20 protein-coding genes and 3 pseudogenes are annotated in these 22,375 nt (G+C 52.4%); 13 read left to right on the forward strand and 10 right to left on the reverse strand.

What is annotated here, in order from left to right; genetic code table 11:
* Window positions 1-26: 26 nt before the first annotated feature.
* Both ABLV12_RS21520 and ABLV12_RS21525 read right to left on the reverse strand, forming a co-directional pair.
* The gene (locus ABLV12_RS21520) at window positions 27-257 is read right to left on the reverse strand and encodes a plasmid partition protein ParG (RefSeq protein WP_032743917.1); all 231 of its coding nucleotides are present in this window, start codon (window positions 255-257) and stop codon (window positions 27-29) included.
* 49 nt (window positions 258-306) lie between these two features.
* Window positions 307-927, reverse strand: a complete 621-nt coding sequence (locus ABLV12_RS21525) for a ParA family protein (protein WP_032743918.1) — start codon at window positions 925-927, stop codon at window positions 307-309.
* A 570-nt stretch (window positions 928-1,497) separates the two neighbouring features.
* On the opposite strand from ABLV12_RS21525, the gene ABLV12_RS21530 reads away from it, so the two are divergent.
* Window positions 1,498-2,861 (forward strand): IS3 family transposase gene (locus ABLV12_RS21530; RefSeq protein ID WP_142478931.1). Its coding sequence is split into 2 segments (ribosomal slippage): window positions 1,498-1,975 and window positions 1,975-2,861, totalling 1,365 coding nucleotides; the frame shifts between segments, so codons are not numbered across the junction.
* Between the two features lie 586 nt (window positions 2,862-3,447).
* A complete protein-coding gene (locus ABLV12_RS21535) occupies window positions 3,448-4,068 on the forward strand; it encodes a recombinase family protein (RefSeq protein WP_348867330.1) in 621 nt (206 codons plus the stop codon).
* Window positions 4,069-4,359: 291 nt separating this feature from the next.
* Here the strand turns inward: ABLV12_RS21535 and ABLV12_RS21540 are convergent.
* Window positions 4,360-4,849 (reverse strand): annotated as a pseudogene (locus ABLV12_RS21540) (sigma factor-like helix-turn-helix DNA-binding protein); the annotation flags it as partial.
* 243 nt (window positions 4,850-5,092) lie between these two features.
* Here ABLV12_RS21540 and ABLV12_RS21545 point away from each other — a divergent pair.
* On the forward strand, window positions 5,093-5,611 hold the full coding sequence (locus ABLV12_RS21545; RefSeq protein ID WP_348867331.1) for a ClbS/DfsB family four-helix bundle protein: 519 nt from the start codon (window positions 5,093-5,095) through the stop codon (window positions 5,609-5,611).
* 18 nt (window positions 5,612-5,629) lie between these two features.
* Window positions 5,630-6,850: pseudogene (locus ABLV12_RS21550) on the forward strand (ISL3 family transposase).
* Window positions 6,851-6,912: 62 nt separating this feature from the next.
* Here ABLV12_RS21550 and ABLV12_RS21555 read toward each other — a convergent pair.
* Window positions 6,913-7,791: a LysR substrate-binding domain-containing protein gene (locus ABLV12_RS21555; RefSeq protein ID WP_348867332.1), complete on the reverse strand. Its 879-nt coding sequence runs from the start codon at window positions 7,789-7,791 to the stop codon at window positions 6,913-6,915.
* 102 nt (window positions 7,792-7,893) lie between these two features.
* Between ABLV12_RS21555 and ABLV12_RS21560 the strand changes: the two genes are divergently transcribed.
* The 4 genes and pseudogenes from ABLV12_RS21560 (at window position 7,894) to ABLV12_RS21575 (ending at window position 10,397) form a co-directional block, all read left to right on the forward strand.
* Window positions 7,894-8,196: a carboxymuconolactone decarboxylase family protein gene (locus ABLV12_RS21560; RefSeq protein WP_348867333.1), complete on the forward strand. Its 303-nt coding sequence runs from the start codon at window positions 7,894-7,896 to the stop codon at window positions 8,194-8,196.
* 4 nt (window positions 8,197-8,200) lie between these two features.
* On the forward strand, window positions 8,201-8,590 hold the full coding sequence (locus tag ABLV12_RS21565; RefSeq protein WP_348867334.1) for a tautomerase family protein: 390 nt from the start codon (window positions 8,201-8,203) through the stop codon (window positions 8,588-8,590).
* Window positions 8,587-8,760, forward strand: a complete 174-nt coding sequence (locus tag ABLV12_RS21570) for a DUF4865 family protein (RefSeq protein WP_348867335.1) — start codon at window positions 8,587-8,589, stop codon at window positions 8,758-8,760. The genes ABLV12_RS21565 and ABLV12_RS21570 overlap by 4 nt, the downstream gene beginning before the upstream one ends.
* A 685-nt stretch (window positions 8,761-9,445) precedes the next feature.
* Window positions 9,446-10,397: pseudogene (locus tag ABLV12_RS21575) on the forward strand (Rpn family recombination-promoting nuclease/putative transposase).
* Window positions 10,398-10,541: 144 nt separating this feature from the next.
* Here the strand turns inward: ABLV12_RS21575 and ABLV12_RS21580 are convergent.
* The 3 genes from ABLV12_RS21580 to ABLV12_RS21590 are packed head-to-tail and all read right to left on the reverse strand — an operon-like array spanning window position 10,542 to window position 12,387.
* Window positions 10,542-11,324 (reverse strand): site-specific integrase, encoded by a 783-nt coding sequence (locus ABLV12_RS21580; RefSeq protein WP_348867336.1) that lies wholly within the window; start codon window positions 11,322-11,324, stop codon window positions 10,542-10,544.
* Window positions 11,321-11,998 (reverse strand): hypothetical protein, encoded by a 678-nt coding sequence (locus ABLV12_RS21585; protein WP_348867337.1) that lies wholly within the window; start codon window positions 11,996-11,998, stop codon window positions 11,321-11,323. Before ABLV12_RS21585 ends, ABLV12_RS21580 begins: the two co-directional genes overlap by 4 nt.
* Window positions 11,999-12,033: 35 nt before the next feature.
* On the reverse strand, window positions 12,034-12,387 hold the full coding sequence (locus ABLV12_RS21590) for a hypothetical protein (RefSeq protein WP_348867338.1): 354 nt from the start codon (window positions 12,385-12,387) through the stop codon (window positions 12,034-12,036).
* Window positions 12,388-12,950: 563 nt separating this feature from the next.
* On the opposite strand from ABLV12_RS21590, the gene ABLV12_RS21595 reads away from it, so the two are divergent.
* The 3 genes from ABLV12_RS21595 (at window position 12,951) to ABLV12_RS21605 (ending at window position 15,041) form a co-directional block, all read left to right on the forward strand.
* Entirely contained in the window at window positions 12,951-13,220 is a 270-nt protein-coding gene (locus ABLV12_RS21595; RefSeq protein WP_348867339.1) for a hypothetical protein, read from the forward strand.
* Window positions 13,208-14,428, forward strand: coding sequence for a hypothetical protein (locus ABLV12_RS21600; protein WP_348867340.1), 1,221 nt, complete (start codon window positions 13,208-13,210; stop codon window positions 14,426-14,428). Before ABLV12_RS21595 ends, ABLV12_RS21600 begins: the two co-directional genes overlap by 13 nt.
* 118 nt (window positions 14,429-14,546) lie before the next feature.
* Window positions 14,547-15,041 carry a DNA-binding protein gene (locus tag ABLV12_RS21605; protein WP_348867341.1) on the forward strand — a complete coding sequence of 165 codons (495 nt, stop codon included), beginning with the start codon at window positions 14,547-14,549 and terminating at the stop codon, window positions 15,039-15,041.
* A 138-nt stretch (window positions 15,042-15,179) separates the two neighbouring features.
* Here the strand turns inward: ABLV12_RS21605 and ABLV12_RS21610 are convergent, their stop codons facing one another.
* Window positions 15,180-18,146: a Tn3-like element TnAs1 family transposase gene (locus tag ABLV12_RS21610; RefSeq protein ID WP_001138014.1), complete on the reverse strand. Its 2,967-nt coding sequence runs from the start codon at window positions 18,144-18,146 to the stop codon at window positions 15,180-15,182.
* Between the two features lie 3 nt (window positions 18,147-18,149).
* Entirely contained in the window at window positions 18,150-18,710 is a 561-nt protein-coding gene (locus tag ABLV12_RS21615; RefSeq protein ID WP_001161490.1) for a recombinase family protein, read from the reverse strand.
* Window positions 18,711-19,019: 309 nt separating this feature from the next.
* Here ABLV12_RS21615 and ABLV12_RS21620 point away from each other — a divergent pair, with 309 nt between their 5' ends.
* Entirely contained in the window at window positions 19,020-20,597 is a 1,578-nt protein-coding gene (locus ABLV12_RS21620) for a PAS domain-containing methyl-accepting chemotaxis protein (protein WP_001323889.1), read from the forward strand.
* 777 nt (window positions 20,598-21,374) lie between these two features.
* On the opposite strand, the gene ABLV12_RS21625 is transcribed toward ABLV12_RS21620, so the two are convergent.
* The gene (locus ABLV12_RS21625) at window positions 21,375-21,776 is read right to left on the reverse strand and encodes a cell envelope integrity TolA C-terminal domain-containing protein (protein ID WP_348867342.1); all 402 of its coding nucleotides are present in this window, start codon (window positions 21,774-21,776) and stop codon (window positions 21,375-21,377) included.
* Here ABLV12_RS21625 and ABLV12_RS21630 point away from each other — a divergent pair.
* The gene (locus ABLV12_RS21630; protein WP_348867343.1) at window positions 21,751-22,107 is read left to right on the forward strand and encodes a hypothetical protein; all 357 of its coding nucleotides are present in this window, start codon (window positions 21,751-21,753) and stop codon (window positions 22,105-22,107) included. The two genes, ABLV12_RS21625 and ABLV12_RS21630, sit on opposite strands and share 26 nt — an antisense overlap.
* The last annotated feature ends 268 nt before the right edge of the window (window positions 22,108-22,375 follow it).

Below are 22,375 nucleotides of genomic sequence, written 5' to 3' on the forward strand. Positions count from 1 at the left end.
AAATTCTATCACTGCTTAAATCTCAATTATTCATTTTCTTTAAGCCAGTCATCTACAAGCTTGCTAATCACATCCGTTATTGAAGTTCCATTTCTCGCGCAAGCAGCTTTAAATCTGGTGTGTTTCACCTCATCAAAATTGACGTTAACACGCTTGCTCTTACCTGATGAAGCTGGAGTAGCGACCACTCTTTCAAGATCTCTATTCTCACCAAAGGTCATTTTTTTACTACCACTATGGGCCTTTTCAAGAGCCATAGACTCCCCCCTTTCATTTACTCATTTGAGTTTATAAGTAAAAGTGTAATTACTCAAAAACTTTAACTATCTCTTTTGTAAGAATTTCCACTTCACCTTTAGCGGCCCCATCATTAGATTCAAATACACTGTCACCATCCAGAATTGACTTAACATAAATTTGGCGTTGAGTAATTGCCGTTCGGAATGGTTTGACACCAGTGTCTTTAATGCTTTCTTTTAAAACATTTAGCATGGTTGCCTGCTCGATTTTTCGAGTTATGAGAAAACGAGCTTCTACTTTCCGGCTATATGCCTGAGCTTCAAGGACTGTGACAACGCTTCCCGCTGCGGAAAAATCAAGTGGGCTTGGAGTAACCGGAATGATAACTAAATCGCTGACCATTACTGCAGCAGAAGTAATTACAGAAAGCGAACCGGCGCCATCAACTATGGCAAAGTCGTATTCAGCAAGATCTTTCCTGATGCCATAAACATCTTTCTCAGACGCAGCCGTGAACACATCGAATGCGGCTTTGCCTGATTTACTCCAGTTAGTCAGACTCATCTGTGGATCTGTATCCACAACGGCGATGTTGTATCCTGCACGAGCCATTGCTGTACTAACGTTAATAACTGCGGTGGTTTTACCTGAGCCACCCTTCGGATTAAGGAAAGAAACAACCTTCATACTCATAACCCCACTTGTGTTTTTACTCAATTACTCCTATGAGTTTTTGAGTCTACCATTATATTAATATGAGCAAAAGCAAAAACACACATAAACTCAAAAGCTCAAAAGCTCAAAAGCTCAAAAGCTCAAAAGCTCAAAAGCTCAAATGAGTATAAAGCTAAATATTGAGGTTTGAGATCTCATAGCCTACCGCTTCAAACGATAACTTTAGGTTATGGGTTCTTCCTCCGCTTACGGGTTAATGCAACCAGACGATGACTGTTTCAAGAGCTCGTTCAGATGAATGACTAAGAACAAGAATAATTGTTAGTAGTAAAAATGATCTTTTTTTAATCGTATAAATTTACATTTAGCGCAAGCGCCCTTCACTTGTACTCTGACATTTTTACTTTGTTCTGGATCAATAAAATCGCGATTATTAGGAATGCGTTACAGTAATAAATTAACCCATAATTGGGGTCAAGGCAGCGGATGATAAGGCTTCAAGCGGGTTTAGATGTAAAAAAGCCCGACTGGTGGACTGCACCCCAAAAGTTGGACACCCAACTGAGTAAGGTGCAGTTTTTTATGGCAAAGCCAAAATATTCTCTCGAAACCAGATTAGCTGTCGTTAATCATTATCTTGCCGGACACGATGGCGCTCGTCGTACCGCTGAACGTTTTGGTGTTGAAGAAACATCAGTGCGACGCTGGGTAAGAGCCTGGCAACTCCACGGTATTGATGGTATTACATGGAAAAATGACCGCCACTCTCCTGAGTTTCGACTGACGGTTGTCCTGAAGGCTCTGAGTGAAGAACTTACCATGCGCGAGGCTGCCGCACGGTTTAATATCTCAAATGAATCTGTTGTCCGGCACTGGGTGAAGGTTTACAAAGACACTGGTGAAGAAGGACTTCTGAACATAAAACCAGGCCGGAGTAAGGACATGACAAAACCTCAAAAAACACCTCCACTTACCGATGCAGAACTGGAAAAGTTATCTCCCGAAGAACTGCGAGCGGAACTCCGTTACCTTCGCGCAGAGAATGCCTATCTAAAAAAGCTGAAGGCCTTAGTTCAAAGCGAGAAAAACGGCAGAAAGCCCGGATAATCAGTGAGCTAAGGCTGAAGCATGCACTCGGTGATCTTCTGCGTGCAGCGGGCATGTCCCGCAGTACGTGGTATCACAATATGAATGCCCTGAAGCGAGTGGACAGGCATGCCGGACTGAAAGACAAAATCAGAGAGATTTACCACTATCACAAAGGGCGTTATGGCTACCGCAGGATCACGCTCTCACTGAGAAAACAGGGAGTGTTGGTAAACCATAAAACAGTGCAGCGGCTGATGACAGAGCTGTCGCTCCGCTCTGTGATAAGGGTGAAGAAATATCGTTCCTGGAAAGGGGAAGTGGGCAAAGCTGCGCCCAATATCCTGAGCCGGAACTTTGGTGCAACGAAGGCCAACGAAAAATGGGTGACGGATGTTACAGAGTTCTCGGTACAGGGTAAAAAGCTTTACCTGTCGCCAGTTCTCGATCTGTTTAACCGGGAGATTATCTCCTACAGCCTGTCAGAAAGGCCGGTGATGGAGATGGTTAATACGATGCTGCACGATGCGTTCTCAGTGCTCGGACCGGAGGATGCACCATTGCTGCACACGGATCAGGGCTGGCAATATCGAATGGCAGGCTATCAGGCAAAGTTAAAGGCCCATGGAATGACACAAAGTATGTCACGCAAGGGAAACTGCCTGGATAACGCAGTGATGGAGAACTTCTTCGGCACACTGAAATCGGAGTGTTTTTACCTGAACAGGTTCAGCGATCTGAATGAACTGAGGAAGGCGATAGAGGACTATATCCATTATTATAACAACGAGCGGATCAGCCTGAAATTAAAAGGCCTGAGTCCGGTAGAATACCGAACCCAGGCCCTGAAAGCCGCTTAATATGAACTGTCCAACTTTATGGGGTCAGTCCATGGTGATCGGGCTTTTTTACATCCAAAACTAAGCTGGTACTCAGATCTGGAATGGAACTATCTTTAACTGACGGTTGAATGATACCCCCCACTCTTTACTCTGATCAATCTGATTTACAAGAGCCAGCTAACACATTGATTAGACTCTGGCTGACTAACAGGTGGTGCTGAGTCAGTACCATTACCTGAGTGGAACTATCTTTAACTGACATTAAAGATTAAAAACCGAATGACAGAGTGGAAGGGTTCATTCGGTGTTCTACTCTCCAGAAAAGGAGAGAAAATGGAGACTCTTACAAAAGTCATCCAGGCTCTAAAAGCGCTCATTGTGCTTTTAGAGTTAATTCGCTGGTTCTTCTAACAACCAGCTCACCCAAGAGCCAGGATTCCCTGGCTTTTTTATTAACCAATCCTAGACCACTCGCCAATATGTCACATTAGGGTATACTTTATATGGCCCCCCCCCAAAAAAAGATACCGGGTAATTTTATTGTGACTACTTAAGTGATACCATGATTAGCAATACCACTTAAATGATACTACCAGGACAAAAAATGTTCGTTTTTGGTTACCTCCGGGCATCCACTTCAGATCAGGATGCCAGTCGGGCAAAAAATGCGCTGAAGGCATTTGCGAACCAACATGGCCACCGTATTGCTGGCTGGTATATCGACAATGTCTCCGGTACGACAATGAACCGTCCTGAACTACTCAGACTTCTTGGGGATGCGGAACCTGGTGATGTCATTCTCATTGAACAGGTCGACAGGCTTACCCGCCTGGATGATGCAGGTTGGGAGACACTCAGAAAGCAAATCACCGACAAGCAGCTGGCCATCGTCAGTCTTGATCTACCGACCAGCCATCTGGCGCTATCCAGCACAATAAGTGATGACTTTACGCGAAGCATGCTGAAGGCCGTAAATGGCATGATGCTGGATATGCTCGCCGCTATTGCCCGAAAAGATTACGAAGACCGTCGACGTCGTCAGTCAGAGGGAATCAATAAGGCGAAAGCTGAAGGGAAATACCGGGGCAGGGTGGCTGATATGCAGAAACATGAACTGATACGTACCCTGCGCCTGGTCAACGGAAAATCGCTGCGCGAAACAGCTCGCCTGGCTGGCGTATCTAAAATGACAGTGATTCGGGCCTGCTCCAGTGCTGATAAATAACACTTACATCGGATAAAATTCGTTTGTCCGGTCTCAGTATCTGTGATTATCTGAGACTAAGCGGGACTGACCGAACGACTGAAAGGCATTTGTGAGATATGAAAATTAATTTATGCAGGGAAGGTATGAAAACAGTGTCAGGAGTGTTGGTGTATCTCGCGGTATGTTTTCTGGTTTTCACAGCATGGCTGGTCTGTTTTGCGCAGCACGCTCTGTTTCCGGGAGGCGAACAAGCTTTGTCTTTAACTTATCTACTTAATTTATTCTTCGTATATTTTTTGATGGTACCCTTTATCCACTTCTTTCAGGTAGAGACATATTACAAAGCTTTGATGGGCCTAGCTGATGGTACTGGACATTTAACACAGTTCTATGGAATATCCGACGAACCTGCGAAGCACTGTAGCCTGTTACATCTGCGGTTTCGCGGATGCTCAGTTTCTTGATCTGTCGGTAGTAAAGGACTTTTTGATGCCGTTCATGATCGGCCGGCTTCCCCTAGTATTTACCCAGTGTATGCGCCCGCTCAATTCCCTGCTTCTGGCGCTGGCGACGGCTCAGCCAGTCCTTATGTGACATCGCGGCCATCAGATCGATAAGCATGTTGTTGATAGCTGTTATCACGGCGGGGTGATCGGGTCAGCCTGCGAAAGGTTTTTATCTGCTAGTGCCTGCCATGATGTGGGCACATCCAGGCTGACAATCCGCAGCTCGTATGTTCTATCTGCTTTTTCAGCGTCATCCAGTCGCTGTTGCTGAGACTGGTCAGGCGATCTATCTGGGGTCAGTTTGGGAAACGGAAAATATTGTACGTTATGAGTGTTTTTTGACCGACATGGATATTCCCGTTCTCCAAACTCACCTCACATAGGGCTCCATTTAGGAAACAAGCGATAGTATCGATATCGCAAAAATGAGTGTATATTGGTCTTCCCCTGTTGTGGTGGGTGGTACATAATTGAGTGATATTCAAACACCACACAGTGCCTTTATGGTGTCTCTTTTTACATGAGAGGGAATTCTTATGAGTGTGCCACAAACAAAAGCTGAACTGCTTTTAGCTATTGATAAAAATTTTAGTAAATTAATTAATTACCTCAATGCAATCCCACCAGAAATTACTTCAGATAAATCAATGGACGGACACGCCAAAGGAACGGAGATGAGTGTTCGTGATCTCGTTTCGTATCTGCTTGGATGGAATGCTCTTGTTGTAAAGTGGATCACTTCTGATGCTAAAGGTCTGTCTGTCGATTTCCCGGAAACTGGCTATAAATGGAATCAGCTTGGTCTTCTTGCTCAAAAATTTTACTCAGATTACAGTGAGTTAAGTTATGAATTGTTAGTAGCTGAACTTCAGACTGTAAAAAATGAGATTGTGAGCCTTATTGATGATCGTACCGATGATATTTTGTATGGAAGACCATGGTACACAAAATGGACGATGGGGAGAATGATCTCATTTAACACATCTTCGCCTTACGCCAACGCTAATGGAAGATTAAGAAAGTGGGCAAAAAATAATAATATCAGTTTAAAGTAAGCATCAGAATGAAATTATATGGACGAAAAATCCCTCTATGCCCATATCCTTAACCTGACTGCACCATGGCAGGTTAAATCCCTTACCCTCGATGAAAATGCAGGTTCCGTTACTGTTACAGTCGGAATCGCTGAAAATACTCAGTTAACCTGTCCGACCTGCAGGAAATCCTGTTCTGTTCACGATCACCGACATCGTAAATGGCGCCACCTTGATACCTGCCAGTTCATGACATTAGTAGAAGCCGATGTTCCCCGCGTTATGTGCCCGGAGCATGGCTGCCAGACTCTGCCTGTACCGTTGGCAGGTTCCGGCAGTCGGTACACTCTGCTGTTCGAATCGTTCGTGCTCTCATGGCTTAAAATCAGCACCGTTGATGCTGTCAGGAAACAACTTAAACTTAGCTGGAATGCCGTTGACGGCATTATGACCCGCGCGGTTAAGCGAGGCCTGTCGCGGATTAAAAAGCCTTTATCAGCGCGTCATATGAATGTAGACGAAGTCGCCTTTAAAAAAGGGCATAGGTATATAACCGTAGTATCTGATCGCGACGGACGGGCGCTGGCATTAACCGATGACCGTGGCACAGAGAGTCTTGCCAGCTATCTCCGTTCGCTCACTGACAGTCAGTTGTTGTCCGTCAAAACACTGTCGATGGACATGAATGCGGGCTATATAAGAGCAGCGCGTATCCATTTACCCAATGCGGTCGAGAAAATCGCCTTCGATCGCTTCCATGTGGCGAAGCAACTGGGCGAAGTGGTTGATAAAACCCGCCAGAATGAACATCCGCACCTCCCTGTTGAAAGTCGTCGTCAGGCAAAGGGGACCCGCTTCCTGTGGCAGTACAGCAATAAGTGGATGACAGAATCCAAGCAGGAGAAGCTGGTATGACTGCGCGCACAGATGAAGCTGACGAGCCAGTGTTGGGCGCTGAAAGAGCTGGCAAAGGACATCTGGAACAGCCCCTGGAGCGAGGAAAGACGGAATGACTGGCATGGATGGCTGGCGCTGGCGGCTAACAGCGATGTCCCCCTTATGAAGAACGCAGCTAAGACTATAGGGAAAAGGCTGTACGGCATCCTGAATGCCATGCGGCATGGAGTCTCAAACGGAAATGCGGAGGCGCTGAACAGCAAGATCAGACTACTGAGAATAAAAGCCAGGGGATACCGCAACCGGGAGCGCTTTAAGCTGGGAGTAATGTTCCACTACGGGAAGCTGAATATGGCGTTCTGAGCCTTCCCACCATGATCGGGGAAGACCCGTGTATATACAGGCTCTGAGCATGCCAAAACAACTTATGTCACACCTAATATCGCATCTTCTATCAGTTGACCCAGCATTACCCGCGCACCTTCATTCGTTGTATTTCTCTGCTCTAGCATAATTCCAAGATTCCCCGGGGACGGCAGAATGCTCCCTGCCACGCGCAGATTGTCGGGCATCCCAACGCGTGTGCGCAATGTGATGCCTAGCCCAGCCTGCACCGCAGCCCAGATACCGCTTAGACTCTGGCTGACAAATACCACCCTCCAGGCAATGCCAGCCCGATTCAGGCAAGTAATGGCGCGTGAGCGCATCAGACACGGATTTTCAAACATCACCAGTGGCAATGGCTCATCCTGCTTTAGCAGCATGCTGATATTCAAATCCTGATGCTGTATCCACTCCAGTTGACACCGGCTGATAAGTTTCCCTTCGCGTGGCTTATTTTCCTGCTGCCACAGAAGTGCCATATCGAGCGTATTGTCATCAAGCGCCGTGAGCAGCGCCTGGTTGCGATCCACCCGGGCGATGATACGTATCCCCGGATGCTGGATCCTGAATTTGCTCAGAATACCGGGCATCAGAGATTCGCCAAAATCTTCCTGCATGCCAAAGCGGATCTCTCCTTGTAACAACTCACCCTTCAACGCCCGCTGCGCCTCATCATTAAGAGCAAGCAGGCGATGGGCATAGCTCATGAGTATCTCGCCATTGCGGGTCAGCGTCAGATGGCGACCCTTTTTGACTACCAGTTCGACCTCGCATTGTCGCTCCAGCTTTTTAAGCTGCGCGCTTAACGCCGAGGTTGAGCGACACAGGTGAGTCGCTGCCTTTGTAAAGCTGCCGTATTCAATACCCGTCACAAAACTGCGCAGTGCATCAAGGTCAATCGTCAGGGGAAGTTTGCCCATTATCGTCCTGTAATTCGGGATGGTTTATCATTAATAATTTGATTTTCAGAATGATACTATCGTATCAGAATCAATTCACTGTCAATAAGGAGAAAAAATACCATGGCGAAAATCCTTGATCGCGCAACACTGGCAAACATTGCTCCGAAGCTAGCCGAACTGAGTAATGACATACTGTTCAATGATATCTGGAAGCGGGAGGAACTCTCCCCACGCGAGCGCAGTCTGCTTACACTGGGTGCGCTGACGGCGTCAGGCCGAGTGCAGCAACTCTCCTGGCATATCAATTTCGCACGGCAAAATGGCCTGAGCCGCGAAGAGATAGTCGAAGCCTTTACCCACCTGGCGTTCTATGCTGGCTGGCCTGCCGCTGTGTCTGCTCTTGGTTGTCAGGAAGAGGATTAAAAACATGCCGTTTACCCGCATAACGCTACGTCAGGGGTACAGCGATGCCGAGATCGCCCAGATTTCCGTCATTCTGCAACAAAGTCTGGAGGAGGAATTTGCCGTCCCGCCCGGCGATCTCTTTCAGGTTTTTGAAGAGCTGCCAGCCCGCCAGCGTGTTTTTGACCGTTATTATAAAAGCGACGGGCGCAGCGATAACTTCATTCAGTTTCATATCCTGGCTGGCAAGCCGCGCACGAAAGAGCAGAAGCAAAATCTCTGTCGCGTGCTGAGTCAACGGCTGAATAACAAGCTGGATATTTGCCCGGATGATGTGATGGTAATGATCCAGTTCAATACCGCCGATGAATGGAGTTTCAGCCAGGGACGGATGCTGTCGGAGGAGATATTATGATTGTCATGCAATACCGCTTTACCTTACCCGCTGACTACGACATGGCGGTGATTGATACACATATTCAGGAAAATGGCGCGAAGCTGGATGGTTTCCCGGGATTACTTTTAAGGCATATCTGGTCTCCCGTAGCATTGATGAGGTGCGCAATGCCAGTTGGTTGTCGATGAGAAGGCTACCTATTGTAGCGCACAGTGCTCTTTCGGCCCTGGCGCTGGAAGGACAACTTTGCGCGTGGGACGTAAGTCGCTGGCAGTTGTTACAGGTGGATTTTGGCAATGTGCCGGAGGCGGGACAAGAGAATTACCGTATTAAGTACGTTGCATGTGGAGTGGGGGATAGCTAGCGCTCCTATTAAATGGTAACCAGGAAGGCAGAAGGCTGTTAATTGAAAAACTTGCCTTCTGCCGAGTTACCATACGCTACGCGTAAGGGTGAGCTGAGAGCTTTGAATGAAGAGGCATAATTTATTGATTAATAAATTAATGACCATTTAAATTGGCCGCTTAACGGCGTTTGCTGTTCCGCTGCTCCCCAAACCCCTACGACACCGTTTCGGACACAACAGATCCCGCCATTGCAAATGGTCCTTTCTGGGCTGGCTTATGCGTAAAAACGGACAGTAAAGATGGAACGAATGAGTTAATTTGTTCGAATATCAGGATTTTCGTGAAAGCCGAAGATTATGATCGCTCTGTTCGCAAACGTGAGTTGTCCGGCATCCTGAATGATTGATATGCGAGAAGGCTGACTGAGCGGCCTTACAGGAAAGAAAAACATCATCATCCCCCAGGCCATTATGTGCCGCTCGTGCCTGTGATAGCATATCCGGGTCAATTTTCAGAGCCAGGGCTGATAAAGAAGAAAAACAGCACACCCACTCCTCACGATGCTACGTTCAGGCAGTTTCTGACGCAACCGGATATTGCCCGGGATTTCATGGAGCTGCACCTCCCGGCAGAGCTGCAGGCCATCTGCGACCTCAGCACACTGAAACTGGAATCCGGCTCGTTTGTTGAGGATGATCTCCGCCAGTATTTCAGCGACGTTCTCTACAGCCTGAAAACTACCGCCGGGGATGGCTACGTTCACGTGCTCATTGAGCATTAGTCCTCACCCGACAAACATATGGCTTTTCGCCTGATACGCTATGCGGTGGCCGCCATGCAGCGACACCTGGAAGCTGGCCATAAGAAGCTGCCACTGGTGATACCGGTCCTTTTCTATACCGGTAAACGCAGCCCGTATCCGTACTCTACCCGCTGGCTGGATGAGTTTGACGACCCGATTCTGGCCGGAACACTCTACAGCAGCGCTTTCCCGCTGGTAGACGTCACGGTCATTCCGGATGATGACATCGCCGGGCATCGCAGTATGCCTGCCCTGACCTTGCTGCAGAAACATATTCATCAGCGCGACCTCGCTGAACTTGTTGACCGCCTGGCGCCCATTTTGCTGGCCGGATATCTGTCTTCATCACAGGTAGTCGCTGGTACACTATATCGTGCAGGCAGGCGAAACATCGGACGCCGAAGCCTTTGTACGCGAACTGGCACAGCGTGTGCCGCAACACGGAGACGCCCTCATGACGATCGCACAACAGCTCGAGCAAAAAGGTATTGAGAAGGGTATCCAGCAGGGGATCGAGCAGGGCATCCAGCTGGGTGAACAACGTGGTATTGAAAAAGGCGAGCGCGAAGCTACTCTTAAAATTGCCCGTACCATGCTGCAGAACGGCATTGACCGCAATATTGTCATGAAAGTGACCGGTCTGACGGAAGACGACCTGGCGCAGATCCGCCACTGATTCATCCCTCCTGAGAACGCGATTAGTGCCCGGATGAGGCAAAGTATCTCCCCGGCATTTCATTCTGAACCCCTTGTCTGTTCAGAACTCGCTTCTGGACAGACAAGGGGTTGGACAAGCCTGCGGCGCGTCAGTCTGTAGCCGTTAAATCCGTTCTTTCAGCATCGCCACCGCCTCGGTCCCCGGCATCTGGAACTGAACGCGGTGGCGTGCCGCTACATCGAGCGCAAACACTTTCGTATAGACTTCCGTCGAACTTATCGACTTGTGTCCCATGAGACTCTGCAGCACCTTCAGCGGTATACCGGCATACAACATATGCATGGCGTAACTGTGCCTGAACGTGTGCGGCGTCACCGGTACTGAGAATGTCACACCGTCGGCGGTCGCGGCTTCGACCGCCTCAGCAAGCCAGGTGCGCACGGTCCGATCGGTGATCTCCCAGATGCGTGCTTTTTCGGTTCTGCCGGTGCGTTTGTTTCGTCTTTCCAGTGGTATTTTCAGCGTGGCCACCATCATCTGCAGCTGGCTGACGTACTGGTTGTCAGAAAGCGGAACCAGGCGATGAGCCTGACTACCGGCGGGAGCACGGCCTGCCGTTCTGGCCGCTTTCACTGTGCGTTGTTTGAGCGTGGCCAGCTGCACGAATGGATACGGCGGCCCCAGCGAAAAATCTCCTCGTGTCAGCGACAGTGCTTCGTTAATGCGGGCGCCGGTATTCCAGAGGGTGGCCAGCAACATCTTGCGGTGAAGATCGGGCACATAATGGAGCAGGGCGCTCACCTCCGGCGCCAGCAGATATTTCGGCAGTTCAACCTGTACCAGAGCCATCTGGCGCAGCGCCAGTGCCGCTGGGTAGTCGATGGCTACCGGCAGTTGTGTAGAGGGATTCGCTATATTCTGTCCGGGAATGGTAGGCACTATCATGAGTTATCCCCTTTGTTCTTACGCCGGCGACGGATTTCCGCTTCGGTCCTTTCTTTGCGTTTTTTCCGCCACACCCCCCAGAGAACGGGTTGTGCAGACCATTCCGTAGCTTCAAGGCGTGTTCCTGGCAAACTGACCAGTTTACGTAGACGGCGGGCAAGAATAACGGCTTTTAATCCCAGTCTGGCGTACTGAAACTGACGTTCCCGAAAGTATCTGGAGTGGTTGGGCGGTTCCCAGTAATGCTCATAGAAAGCCGCAACATGCCTCCGGACTTCATTCTGGAGTACAGGGAGTTCATAAATACGGTACATAACCCGGGGGGGAAGTGTTCGCCAGTCTCCTGAAATATTTGTGATTATCAACTCCGGAAGGTTTTCTGTAGGAGTGTATTCACCCTCCGGATTTTGCTCGCCGCTGTCTGTGGCCAGGCGAGTGCAACCTTCCGCAAACTGCTCCAGCAAAAAGACCAGCTCCGTAGCAATAAAAAGTCGCTCACTGACCTGCTTCGCCGCCACCGCTCTTTCTTCACGCCGCCGGGTAAAGTAGTGGGCCAGATACACACCGCCCAGGGCTGCACCGACGGACGAAACCGCCGTGATGATCTGCGGCCACAGACTGGCGCTGTCCTTCACGACCTTCACACCTTCGGTGGCAATAAACCAGTCAGCCATGTTTGTTCCTTTATTGTTCTAAATCCCGCCCGCTGTCAGGGTTGTTCAGCAGCAGCTTTGGCGATCTCATCCACCGCTTCTCTGACCGAAAAGGACAATCTGTCTTTAGGTGAAAACTGCACCCAGTAACACAGATGCGTGCCATAGTTCTGGTTGGTATGACGTGTTTCATAATCAACGCTGAATGCGTAAATCTCCCGATTGCCCAGAGGATAGTCAGTGATTTCGCAATAGCGCAGATAAAGCGTCTTAAGCTCATCAAATAAAAGACCTTCACGGATCGGGCCTGACTTTTTCACGGTCTCTCGCTGATCCATGAAATAACGTTTTGCGGCGTCTTTAGAAGCAAATTGTCTTTCACCAATTCTGACCGGTATTGAACGTGCCATCCTGAACTCCTTTCTGGTTTGCTGACAAATAGTCACTCAGAGTAATTACACCTGGTGACATCTGTGACTGTTCCCATGTTAATTTTCCCTACCGCAATCATTCAAAGTAAGATAATGAGCAAACATATAGGTCCTCCACTAAATTACCGGAAGCCTGTTTCGGTTTGATCCGACTTTCTGGCGTATAACAACTTTCCGGAAGTGTACCACGCACACGAAATAATCATATCGCTGTTTTCTGCTGCTGCGTACCGGGTCACAGGGCAGGGGAGTAACACAACATATAGGAGAAAATGCAGCTGATGAAGTGGCACATGTTGTGTTTTCTGGCCACTGCGCGCCGGTGGAGTTCAGGAAGATCCGGAACAGCCAGAAATCGGATCTGCGCGGCGGGAAACGTGAAAGAGATATGATAATTAAACAATACGAATAAAATCATACTGGATGTGATATTTAGCATTAACCACATAATCATATCTGATATGATATTTACACAATATGTAATAAATCATTCGATGTATGATTTTATACTTAACCGGACATTATCAGACGGAGCATGCAGGATGGATGAGAAAGTTTTCTTTCACCTTAGTTATGAAACCATGCTCGGCGACACGGAAGATTTCGTTAATGCGTGTCTTGAACGGGCAAACCGTGCGGACTGCAACGATGCCGATGTGGAGATTGCCCGGGCACGCAGCGCGATCGAACTCTGGTACCATCTGACGATGGCGGGCCGGGCTCCCGAAGATGTTGCCGACAGGGACCATCTGCTCCTTACCGAAATGCTCCTTCGTGCCCCGACAGCAGAACAACGCTCATGGCAGCAGTAACCACCCGCAGGCCGTCGCCGCTGCAGCGGCGGGTGCTGATTGTGCTGGCCGCCCTCGATGCGAAACGCCCGGGGCCGGTGGCCACGCGGGATATTGAGCGGGTGCTGGAGCAGGGCGGGGACGCCCCTGTGTACGGGCCGAACCTGCGCGCCTCCTGCCGGCGCATGGAAGCCGCGGGCTGGCTGCGCACCCTGCGCGCCCCGAACCTGCAACTGGCCGTCGAGCTGACGGACACCGGACGTGCGCTGGCCGCCCCGTTTCTCGCTGACGAACAGGCGCGCGTCCTGGCGGAGAAGCGCGCGACGGCGATCCGGGTTCTGCCTCTGATCCCGCCTGTCCAGGCAGATGAGGCTGACGACCGGCCGGTGGAGCTGGATGGTCGATGGCACCTGGCGTTGCGGGGTGACTACGTGATCCGTCTTGACGGCACCACCTGTCTGCAGCTGTGGAATGCGGCCGGGCAGGTGACACGCCTGGAAGGCGATCCCCTGCAGGTCGCCACCTGGCTGCAGGCCTGTCACGATGCGGGGATTGCGGTCCGGGTGCAGATTAATGAGAGCGCTGCGCCGGAGGAGGGTACACCGGGCGATACCGCGCCGGCGGACCTGACCGGCACCTGGTACCGCCAGCTGGACGCTGCGCTACAGGCGGAGGGGATCACCGGGCTGACTGAGGATATTCGCCTGGCCGTGGTCAGGCCTGAAGCGTCCCTGCGGATGCTGCCGGCACCGGCGCGCCTGCTGAACGTTCTGCGCGACAGTACGGAGGCGTTCCCGCTCACGGCTGCCACATACGAGGAAGACACACAGGCCGCGCTGGCCGACCTGCTGGCCCGCGCGGGGTTCACGGGCGACCAGGCGCAGGAGCTGCAGTGGCACTGCATCCGCTGGCCGCTGATGGATCAGGAAGAGGCTGACCGGCGCGAGCTGAACAGCCTGCTGGATGAACTGGAGCATCGACAGCTGTACTGCAACCGCGAGCAACTGACGGAGATTGTGTTTTCGCCGGTCCGTAAACCCGGCGAGAGCTGGACTGAACGTCTGCAGTGGCTCCTGATGACGGACGGATTCGGGTTCTGCAGTCCGCTGTCCCGTGACGCGGCCGACCGGGCGCTGGCTATCCTGGCCGGCTACACGGGGCGGGAGGTGGCGGAGCATCTGGCCACAGTGATGGTGTGGGACGACGCCGGCGCGGGAAAGAGGGCATGAGCCCGTTATCTTCAGCAGGCCACGTAGCACGCGACCCAAAACCCCGGCTGACGATCTCCGGCCTGGGGCATGAGAGCCGGGACCGACCTCAACCACCACAAGGAACAAAAGCTGAACCATGAAAGTCACTGAAACCCGACTGGACACCCTGATCGATAATCTGAACACCCTGATTTGTGAGGACAGCCTGCTCACGCGCCCGGAACGTGAAACGCTCGTACTGGCCGTCGCCGCCATCGGCGCCATGAAAGCGCGCGTCAGCATGAAAAAAGGCGAAGCGCCGGCAGCTGCCAAACCTGAAAAGAGTAAGAGGAAGGAGATTATTCCCGATCCACGCTTTCCTAATGCCCGTCAGGCCTGGGTGTCAGAAGAGGAAACATTATTACTGGATGCGCTCGATGGCGTCCCGAATGATGAAATTGGTAAGCAGCTGTTCTGGCTTTCCGAGAAACTGGGGAGAACGCAGTTCAGCGTCGCCTGCAAAATCGCGTCACAAAGACATCTGACAAATGGCTGGAAAGAGCAGTTCAGGGAGGTTTCGGATAAAATTCGTTTGTCCGGCCTCAGTATCAGTGATTATCTGAAACAGAGCGGGACTGACCGGAACGACTGAATGACACAGGCGAAATATGAAAGTTAAATTTAAATATGCGGGGCAGTAATGAAAACAGTGATATGGGTTGTGGTGTATCTCGTGGTATCCATTCTGGTCTTTACAGGGGAGCCCGCAGAATTCGGAAAAAATCGTACGCTAAGGTTTTCCGGGCATCCGTAAGGGCCGAAACTTCCCGTCTTCCAGTCTGCGGCTCTGCCGCCAGACGTAATCGCCGGTTAGGTTGATGTGCTCCCAGCCCAGCGGCGACAGGAATTGCAGCAGCTCGCCGTCCACCGGCTTGCCGGCCTCGACCAACCCCTGGGTGGCGCGTTCCAGGTACACCGTGTTCCACAGCACGATAGCCGCCGTCACCAGGTTGAGGCCGCTGGCCCGGTAGCGCTGCTGCTCGAAGCTCCGATCCCTGATTTCCCCAAGGCGGTTGAAGAACACCGCCCTGGCCAGCGAGTTGCGCGCCTCACCTTTGTTCAGGCCGGCATGCACGCGGCGGCGCAGTTCAACACTTTGCAGCCAGTCCAGGATGAACAGCGTGCGCTCGATCCGGCCCAGCTCGCGCAGGGCCACGGCCAGTCCGTTCTGGCGCGGGTAGCTGCCGAGCTTGCGCAGCATCAGCGAGGCGGTGACGGTGCCCTGCTTGATCGAGCTGGCCAGGCGCAGGATGTCGTCCCAGTGGGCACGCACGTGCTTGATGTTCAGGGTGCCGCCGATCAGCGGGCGCAACGTCGGGTAGGCTTGCACGCCCTGCGGCACGTACAGCTTGGTTTCGCCGAGGTCGCGGATGCGCGGCGCGAAGCGGAAGCCTAGCAGGTGCATCAGGGCAAAGACGTGATCGGTGAAGCCGGCCGTGTCGGTGTAGTGCTCCTCGATCCGCAGGTCGGACTCGTGGTACAGCAGGCCGTCGAGCACATAGGTGGAATCGCGGACGCCGACATTCACCACGCGGGTGCTGAACGGCGCGTACTGGTCGGAGATATGGGTATAGAACAGCCGTCCCGGCTCGCTACCGTACTTCGGGTTGACGTGCCCGGTGCTCTCGCCCCGGCCACCCGCGCGGAAGCGCTGGCCATCGGAGGATGAGGTCGTGCCGTCGCCCCAGTGGGCGGCAAAGGCGTGGCGATACTGGTGGTTGACCAGCTCGGCCAAGGCCGCCGAATAGGTTTCGTCGCGGATGTGCCAGGCTTGCAGCCAGGACAGCTTGGCGTAGGTCAGGCCGGGGCTCGACTCGGCCATCTTGGTCAGCCCGAGGTTGATCGCATCACCGAGGATTGCGGACAGCAGCAACGTCCTGTCTTTGGCCTCGGCCCCGTCCTTCAAGTGGGTGAAGTGGCGGCTGAAGCCCGTCCAGTCGTCCACGTCCATCAGCAGTTCGGTGATCTTGATGCGCGGCAGTAACTGGCTGGTTTGGTCGATCAGCGCCTGCGCCCGATCCGGCACCGCCGCATCCAGCGGGGTGATTTTCAGCCCTGACTCGGTGAGGATGGCATCGGGCAGCTCGTTGTCCTTGGCCAGGCGGGTGACGGTGGCCAACTGCTCGTCCAGCAGCTGCAAACGCTCTTCCAGGTACTGGTCGCTGTTCGGGTTGATCGCCAGGGGCAGGGCCTGCTCGCGCTTGAGTGCGGCGAACTTCTCGGCCGGCAGCAGGTAGTCGTCGAAGTCGCGGAACTGCCGCGAGCCCTTGACCCAGATGTCGCCGGAGCGCAGGGCGTTCTTCAGCTCGGACAGGGCGCAGATTTCGTAGAATTTCCGGTCGAGGCCTTCCGGGGTGATCACCAGCGGCTTCCAGCGCGGCTTGATGAAGGCCGTGGGTGCATCGGCCGGCACCTTGCGCAGGTTGTCGGCGTTCATCTCACGCAGGGTCTGCACGGCTGCCAGCACGCCTTGCGCGGCCGGCGCGGCGCGCAGTTCCAGCACCTCCAGCAAGGCCGGCGTGTAACGGCGCAGGGTGGCGAAGTTCTCGCCGACCAGGTGCAGGTGGTCGAAGCCTTCCGGCCGGGCCAGCAGCTCGGCCTCGCTGACGCTCTCGGTGAACTCGTCCCAGGGAATCACCGCCTCGATGGCGGCATAGGGGTCGCTGCCGCTTTCCTTCGCTTCCAGCAGCGCCTGGCCGATCCTGGAGTACAGGCGCACCTTGTCGTTGATCGCCTTGCCCTGCTTCTGGAACTGCTGCTGATGCTTGTGCTTCGCGCCGCTGAACAGCTTGACCAGGATGCGGTCATGCAGATCGACCAGCTCATCGATCACGGTCGCGGTGCTCTCCAGCACCACGGCGGCCAGGGTCGCGTAGCGGCGCTGCGGCTCGAACTTACCGAGGTCTTTGGGCGTCATCTGCCCACCCTCGCGGGCCAGCTTGAGCAGGCGGTTCTGGTGGATGTGCCGGCCCAGGCCTTCGGGCAAGTCCACCAACTGAAATGTCTTCAGCCGCTCGATGTGTTCCAGCATGTGCCGAGAGTTGGGTTTCAGCGGTGCCTGGCGCAGCCAGGTCAACCAGGTGATGCTGCTGCCGGCCTTGAGCTTCAACAGCTCGTCCAGCTTGGCCCGATGCGAGTCCGTGAGTGGTTCGACCAGGGCGCGGTAGACCCGCCGATTGGCTCGCGCAATGGCTTCCGAGCAGGCCCGGTCAATCACGCTCAGCGCCGGCAGGATGCGTCGTTTCTGCCGTAGGCTCTCCAGGGCCTGACCGGCCAGCAGCAAGCCTTTGTCGGTCTGCTGGGCCAGCTCGGTTAGCTCGCGCACCAGGGCGCGGAAGTCGGACAGGCCGAACGGGGCCAGTTGCAGGTAGGTGCGCAGTTCCTGGGCATGCTCGCGACGGGTCACGTCGCGCTCGCCGTACTTTGCCCAGCTCGCCGGCTCGGCCTGGACTTGCTTCGCCACCCACAGGATGACCGGCTCGGGCAGCTCGCTGTCGGTTCCCAGCGCGTAACCGGGGTAGCGCAGCAGGCAGAGCTGCACGGCGAAGCCGAGGCGGTTGGCGTCGCCGCGTCGCTGGCGGATCAGCGACAGGTCGGAGTCGTTGAAGGTGTAGTAGCGGATCAGGTCATCCTGGCTTTCCGGCAGCGCAAGCAGGGTGTCCCGCTCCGTGGCCGAGAGGATCAAGCGACGCGGCATGTGTCAGTCGTCCGTGCGGAGGTACTGGTAGAGGGTTTCCCGGCTGATGTTGAACTCGCGGGCAAGCTGCGCCTTGGGCTCGCCGGCCGTCGCTCGCTGCCGCAGGGTAGCAGCCTGCTCATCGGACAGGGCTTTCTTGCGGCCCCGGTACGCGCCACGCTGCTTGGCCAAGGCGATGCCCTCACGCTGCCGCTCGCGGATCAGGGCGCGCTCGAACTCAGCGAAGGCCCCCATCACCGACAGCATCAGGTTGGCCATCGGCGAGTCCTCGCCAGTGAACACCAGGCCCTCCTTCAGGAACTCGATGCGCACGCCGCGCTGAGTCAGCTTCTGTACCAAGCGACGCAGGTCATCGAGGTTGCGGGCCAGCCGATCCATGCTGTGCACCACCACTGTATCGCCTTCGCGGACGAAGCTCAGCAGCGCTTCGAGCTGGGGGCGCTGGGTGTCCTTGCCCGATGCCTTGTCGGTGAACACCTTGCTCACCTGGGTTTGTTCCAGCTGGCGTTCCGGGTTCTGGTCAAAGCTGCTGACCCGGACGTAGCCGATGCGGTGCCCCTGCACGATGTCTCCTTGGTTGAAGGCGGCTTAAGTGCACTTTCTGTTCCGTTGTGCCTCAAAGCCCATTTCTGTCAGGCTGAAATCTATAACCTTCGCGGGCATGTGTCAAAAAATGGGAAAGCAGACTCTATTCTGACGAAGCGGCGCGGCCCTGCCTGACATCAAGTTAGGGTATAGCCTAGATTGACATGCGCGATGCAACCCTTAACTTGCTTGCACCTATCGTTTCCATGCTAGCTTTATCGTAACGCTCAAGAAATTGGGCTTAATGCCGAAAACAATAAAATAAAACAGCCAACCCTTGAGGTTCTTATGCGCCAGAATTTACCAGTGACGGGTCGAAACTTAGAACTCCCAAAAGATGCCAATATTCTTTCGACTACCTCCCCTCAAAGCCATATCACGTACGTTAATCCTGACTTCATTAAAATCAGTGGTTTCACTGAGGAAGAACTATTAGGCCAGCCTCACAACATCGTAAGACACCCAGATATGCCGCCTGCTGCATTTGAGCATATGTGGAGTACATTAAAATCTGGCCGCTCATGGATGGGGCTAGTAAAAAATCGCTGTAAAAATGGCGACCACTATTGGGTAAGTGCTTATGTAACGCCAATAGCTAAGAATGGTTCGATTGTTGAATACCAGTCTGTAAGGACCAAGCCTGAACCTGAGCAGGTTTTGGCTGCGGAAAAATTATATGCTCAATTGAGAAGCGGGAAGGCCGCGAGGCCGAAATTGGCTGCTAGCTTTTCCGTGAAAATACTCTTGCTCATATGGGGTAGTATTATATCAAGCGCAATGGCTGCCGGCATGCTTACTGATACATCAATAAGCAGCTTATTGTTAGCCACTTTAATGTCAGGAAGCTTAAGCTCTGTTAGTGTTTTGGCTATTCTCTCTCCTCTTGGAAGACTGGTTGAAAGAGCCAGGAATATTTCCAATAACCCATTAAGTCAATCCCTCTACACTGGGCGCACCGATGAGTTTGGCCAAATAGAGTTTGCTTTACGAATGATGCAAGCTGAAACAGGCGCCATAGTAGGTCGCATAGGTGATGCATCAAATCGGCTTAGCGAACACACCCGAGGCCTACTAAAGGATATTGAGTCAAGCAATGTACTTACAGTTGAGCAGCAGGCAGAGACAGATCAAATAGCAACGGCAGTAAACCAAATGGTGGCAAGCATTCAAGAGGTTGCGAGCAATGCACAGCATGCTGCAGATGCGGCCGGAAGAGCAGACACTGAGACGGCATCTGGCCAGCGTCTGGTAGCCCACACAAGCCAGTCAATCACTGCCCTTGAAGGTGAAATTAGGCAAGCCACTCAGGTTATTCATGAGCTTGAAGGTCAAAGTAACGAGATATCAAAAGTTCTTGACGTTATACGAGGGATCGCCGAGCAAACGAATTTGTTGGCACTCAACGCAGCAATTGAGGCCGCGCGTGCTGGTGAGCAGGGGCGTGGTTTTGCTGTTGTCGCCGATGAGGTTCGCAGTCTTGCTGCTCGCACACAGCAATCGACAACGGATATTCAAAGCATGATCAGCGCTCTACAAGAGCGAGCGCAATCCGCTGTTACAGTCATGGAGCAAAGTAGTCGGCAAGCGCACACGAGTGTAGCTCACGCAGAGGAAGCAGCTACAGCTCTTGATGGAATTGGCCAACGCGTTAACGAAATTACCGACATGAACGCGCAAATAGCGACTGCGGTCGAGCAGCAGGGAGCAGTAAGTGAAGACATAAACCGCAGTATTATCAATATACGCGATGCTGCTGATACCAATGTACAGACCGGGCAGAATAATTTGCAAAGTGCGAAATCTGTCGCTCAGTTAACTAGCGCTCTGAGCGAACTGGCAAAACAGTTTTGGGAAAAACGAGGATAACGCTTTTCAGTATCTCGACAGGGATAACTTACTTTACCATCGGTTATCCCTTTTAGCCGCACAAATTTTAGCCATGGCTTTTCAGGAAGTCAGGGCTATCAGAATGGCCTTAGAAAGCCTAGTCAAAGAGCTGTCACGAGAACACCGTTAGCTTAGCGTACGATTTTTTCCGAATTCTGCGGTTCCCCCTTTACAGGATGGCTGATCTGTTTTTCACAGCATGCTCCGCTGAACGGGCCTGAGCATGATTTGACACTAACGTATCTGCTTAATTTATTTTATGTTTATGTTTTGATGGAACCCTTCTACCAGTTCTTTCAGATTGACACATATATTATTGCATTTATGACGCTGTCAGATGACACCGAACAGATGATACCTTTTTATAAAGAGATCCCTGTCATGTGGATATACAGCCTGTCCGCAGTCTTAACTTTTGTGATTTACCTCGTATCCGTCAAATGGTTTTTTCGTAAAACAGTACAAAGAAAATTACAGGCAGGAGAAAAGGAATGATATTTAGCATGTTAGGAAATATCGTGTTTGCATCAGGTTGCACTGCTCTGGCAGTTTCTTTGATGAGAAGGAAAGTGGGAAGATTCAGTGAGGTCCGTATCCCCAGGCCAGTCATGATTATCGCTCTGGCGTATGGCGCAATTCAGTCTGCTTATTTTGCATATAAGGCAGGACGACAACGTCCAGCTACGACAGGTCGCCTCACGACTCTGGATGAATTTTTGCGGCTCATGAGTATCAAAGTTAACAACGGACTGACAGCTACTGGTCTGAACCATACATATCGAGATTGAACGCTGCGATATTTTTAAGCGATTCAGGACGTGAAAAAGCCGGAAAGGTGGCCTTTTCAGCGGCGGCCTTTATCGCAGCACAATAGTCCTTATTGCCCTCGCCGGTTGTAATATTCGTTGTTGTCCCGTCAGGCGCTAAACCCACCACTAACCAGCATTGTTTTCCTTTCCATTTTTCGGGGTTATCGAGGCGGGCATTAATCGCTGCTCTCATTTTTCTTGCCTGTAAAGCCCATTCATCCTGGTCATTCCAGCGCACGGTATTGCAGCTGTCCGTCGCTCTGAGTTTATGGCACCCGGTGGGTTTCAGCGGCGAGCAGCCTGTTATCATGATGGAGGCTATCGTGAGTACAAGTGCTGTTTTTATCATTGCATCCTTCCCTGTGCTGTGTGTTTATCTTTTATACGGAGATACGCTGAACAGCCATTGTACTCTCAGGAGCCTGATATTAATTTCTGAAATCCGGATCTCTGTAGCTGAAACCATCGCACAAAAGAAATGCCACCGATTGTTTAACATAAAACTAACAATGGCTTTCTGGCATTGCCGCACAGGCGCCTTTGCCCGGCGTGAGCGTGCGTTATTTTCGGGGGACGCCAGTGACGGTTTTTTGATGCGCGTCAGCGCATGGGAGGCGCTCTGCGCCGGAGACCCCCGCAGCGAAGCGAGGACGAAAAAAGCATTACGGCTTCAGCCGTAATAATCCCCCACCCTGCTAAGCCCAACCAAACCCGCTGAAAACGATACAGAAGCTGCTGTGCGCGGTCGGAGTGGTCACGACAAGGCAATAGCCGCAGTCGGGGCGTATCTCCGCGTTAGCGGGCCGTGAGGGCCGCTTACGAGCGTGTACGCCAGAACTCAAAGCAATACCACCTGCAGCAACCACTAAATCTAGTTACAACATCCGTCATTTTAAAGCGATGTATTACCCCGGCCGCTGGCCGGGGTGGGGCGGCGCTTTTCAGTGG

The organism is Klebsiella sp. CN_Kp100, from assembly GCF_040065315.1.
Lineage (GTDB): Bacteria > Pseudomonadota > Gammaproteobacteria > Enterobacterales > Enterobacteriaceae > Klebsiella > Klebsiella oxytoca.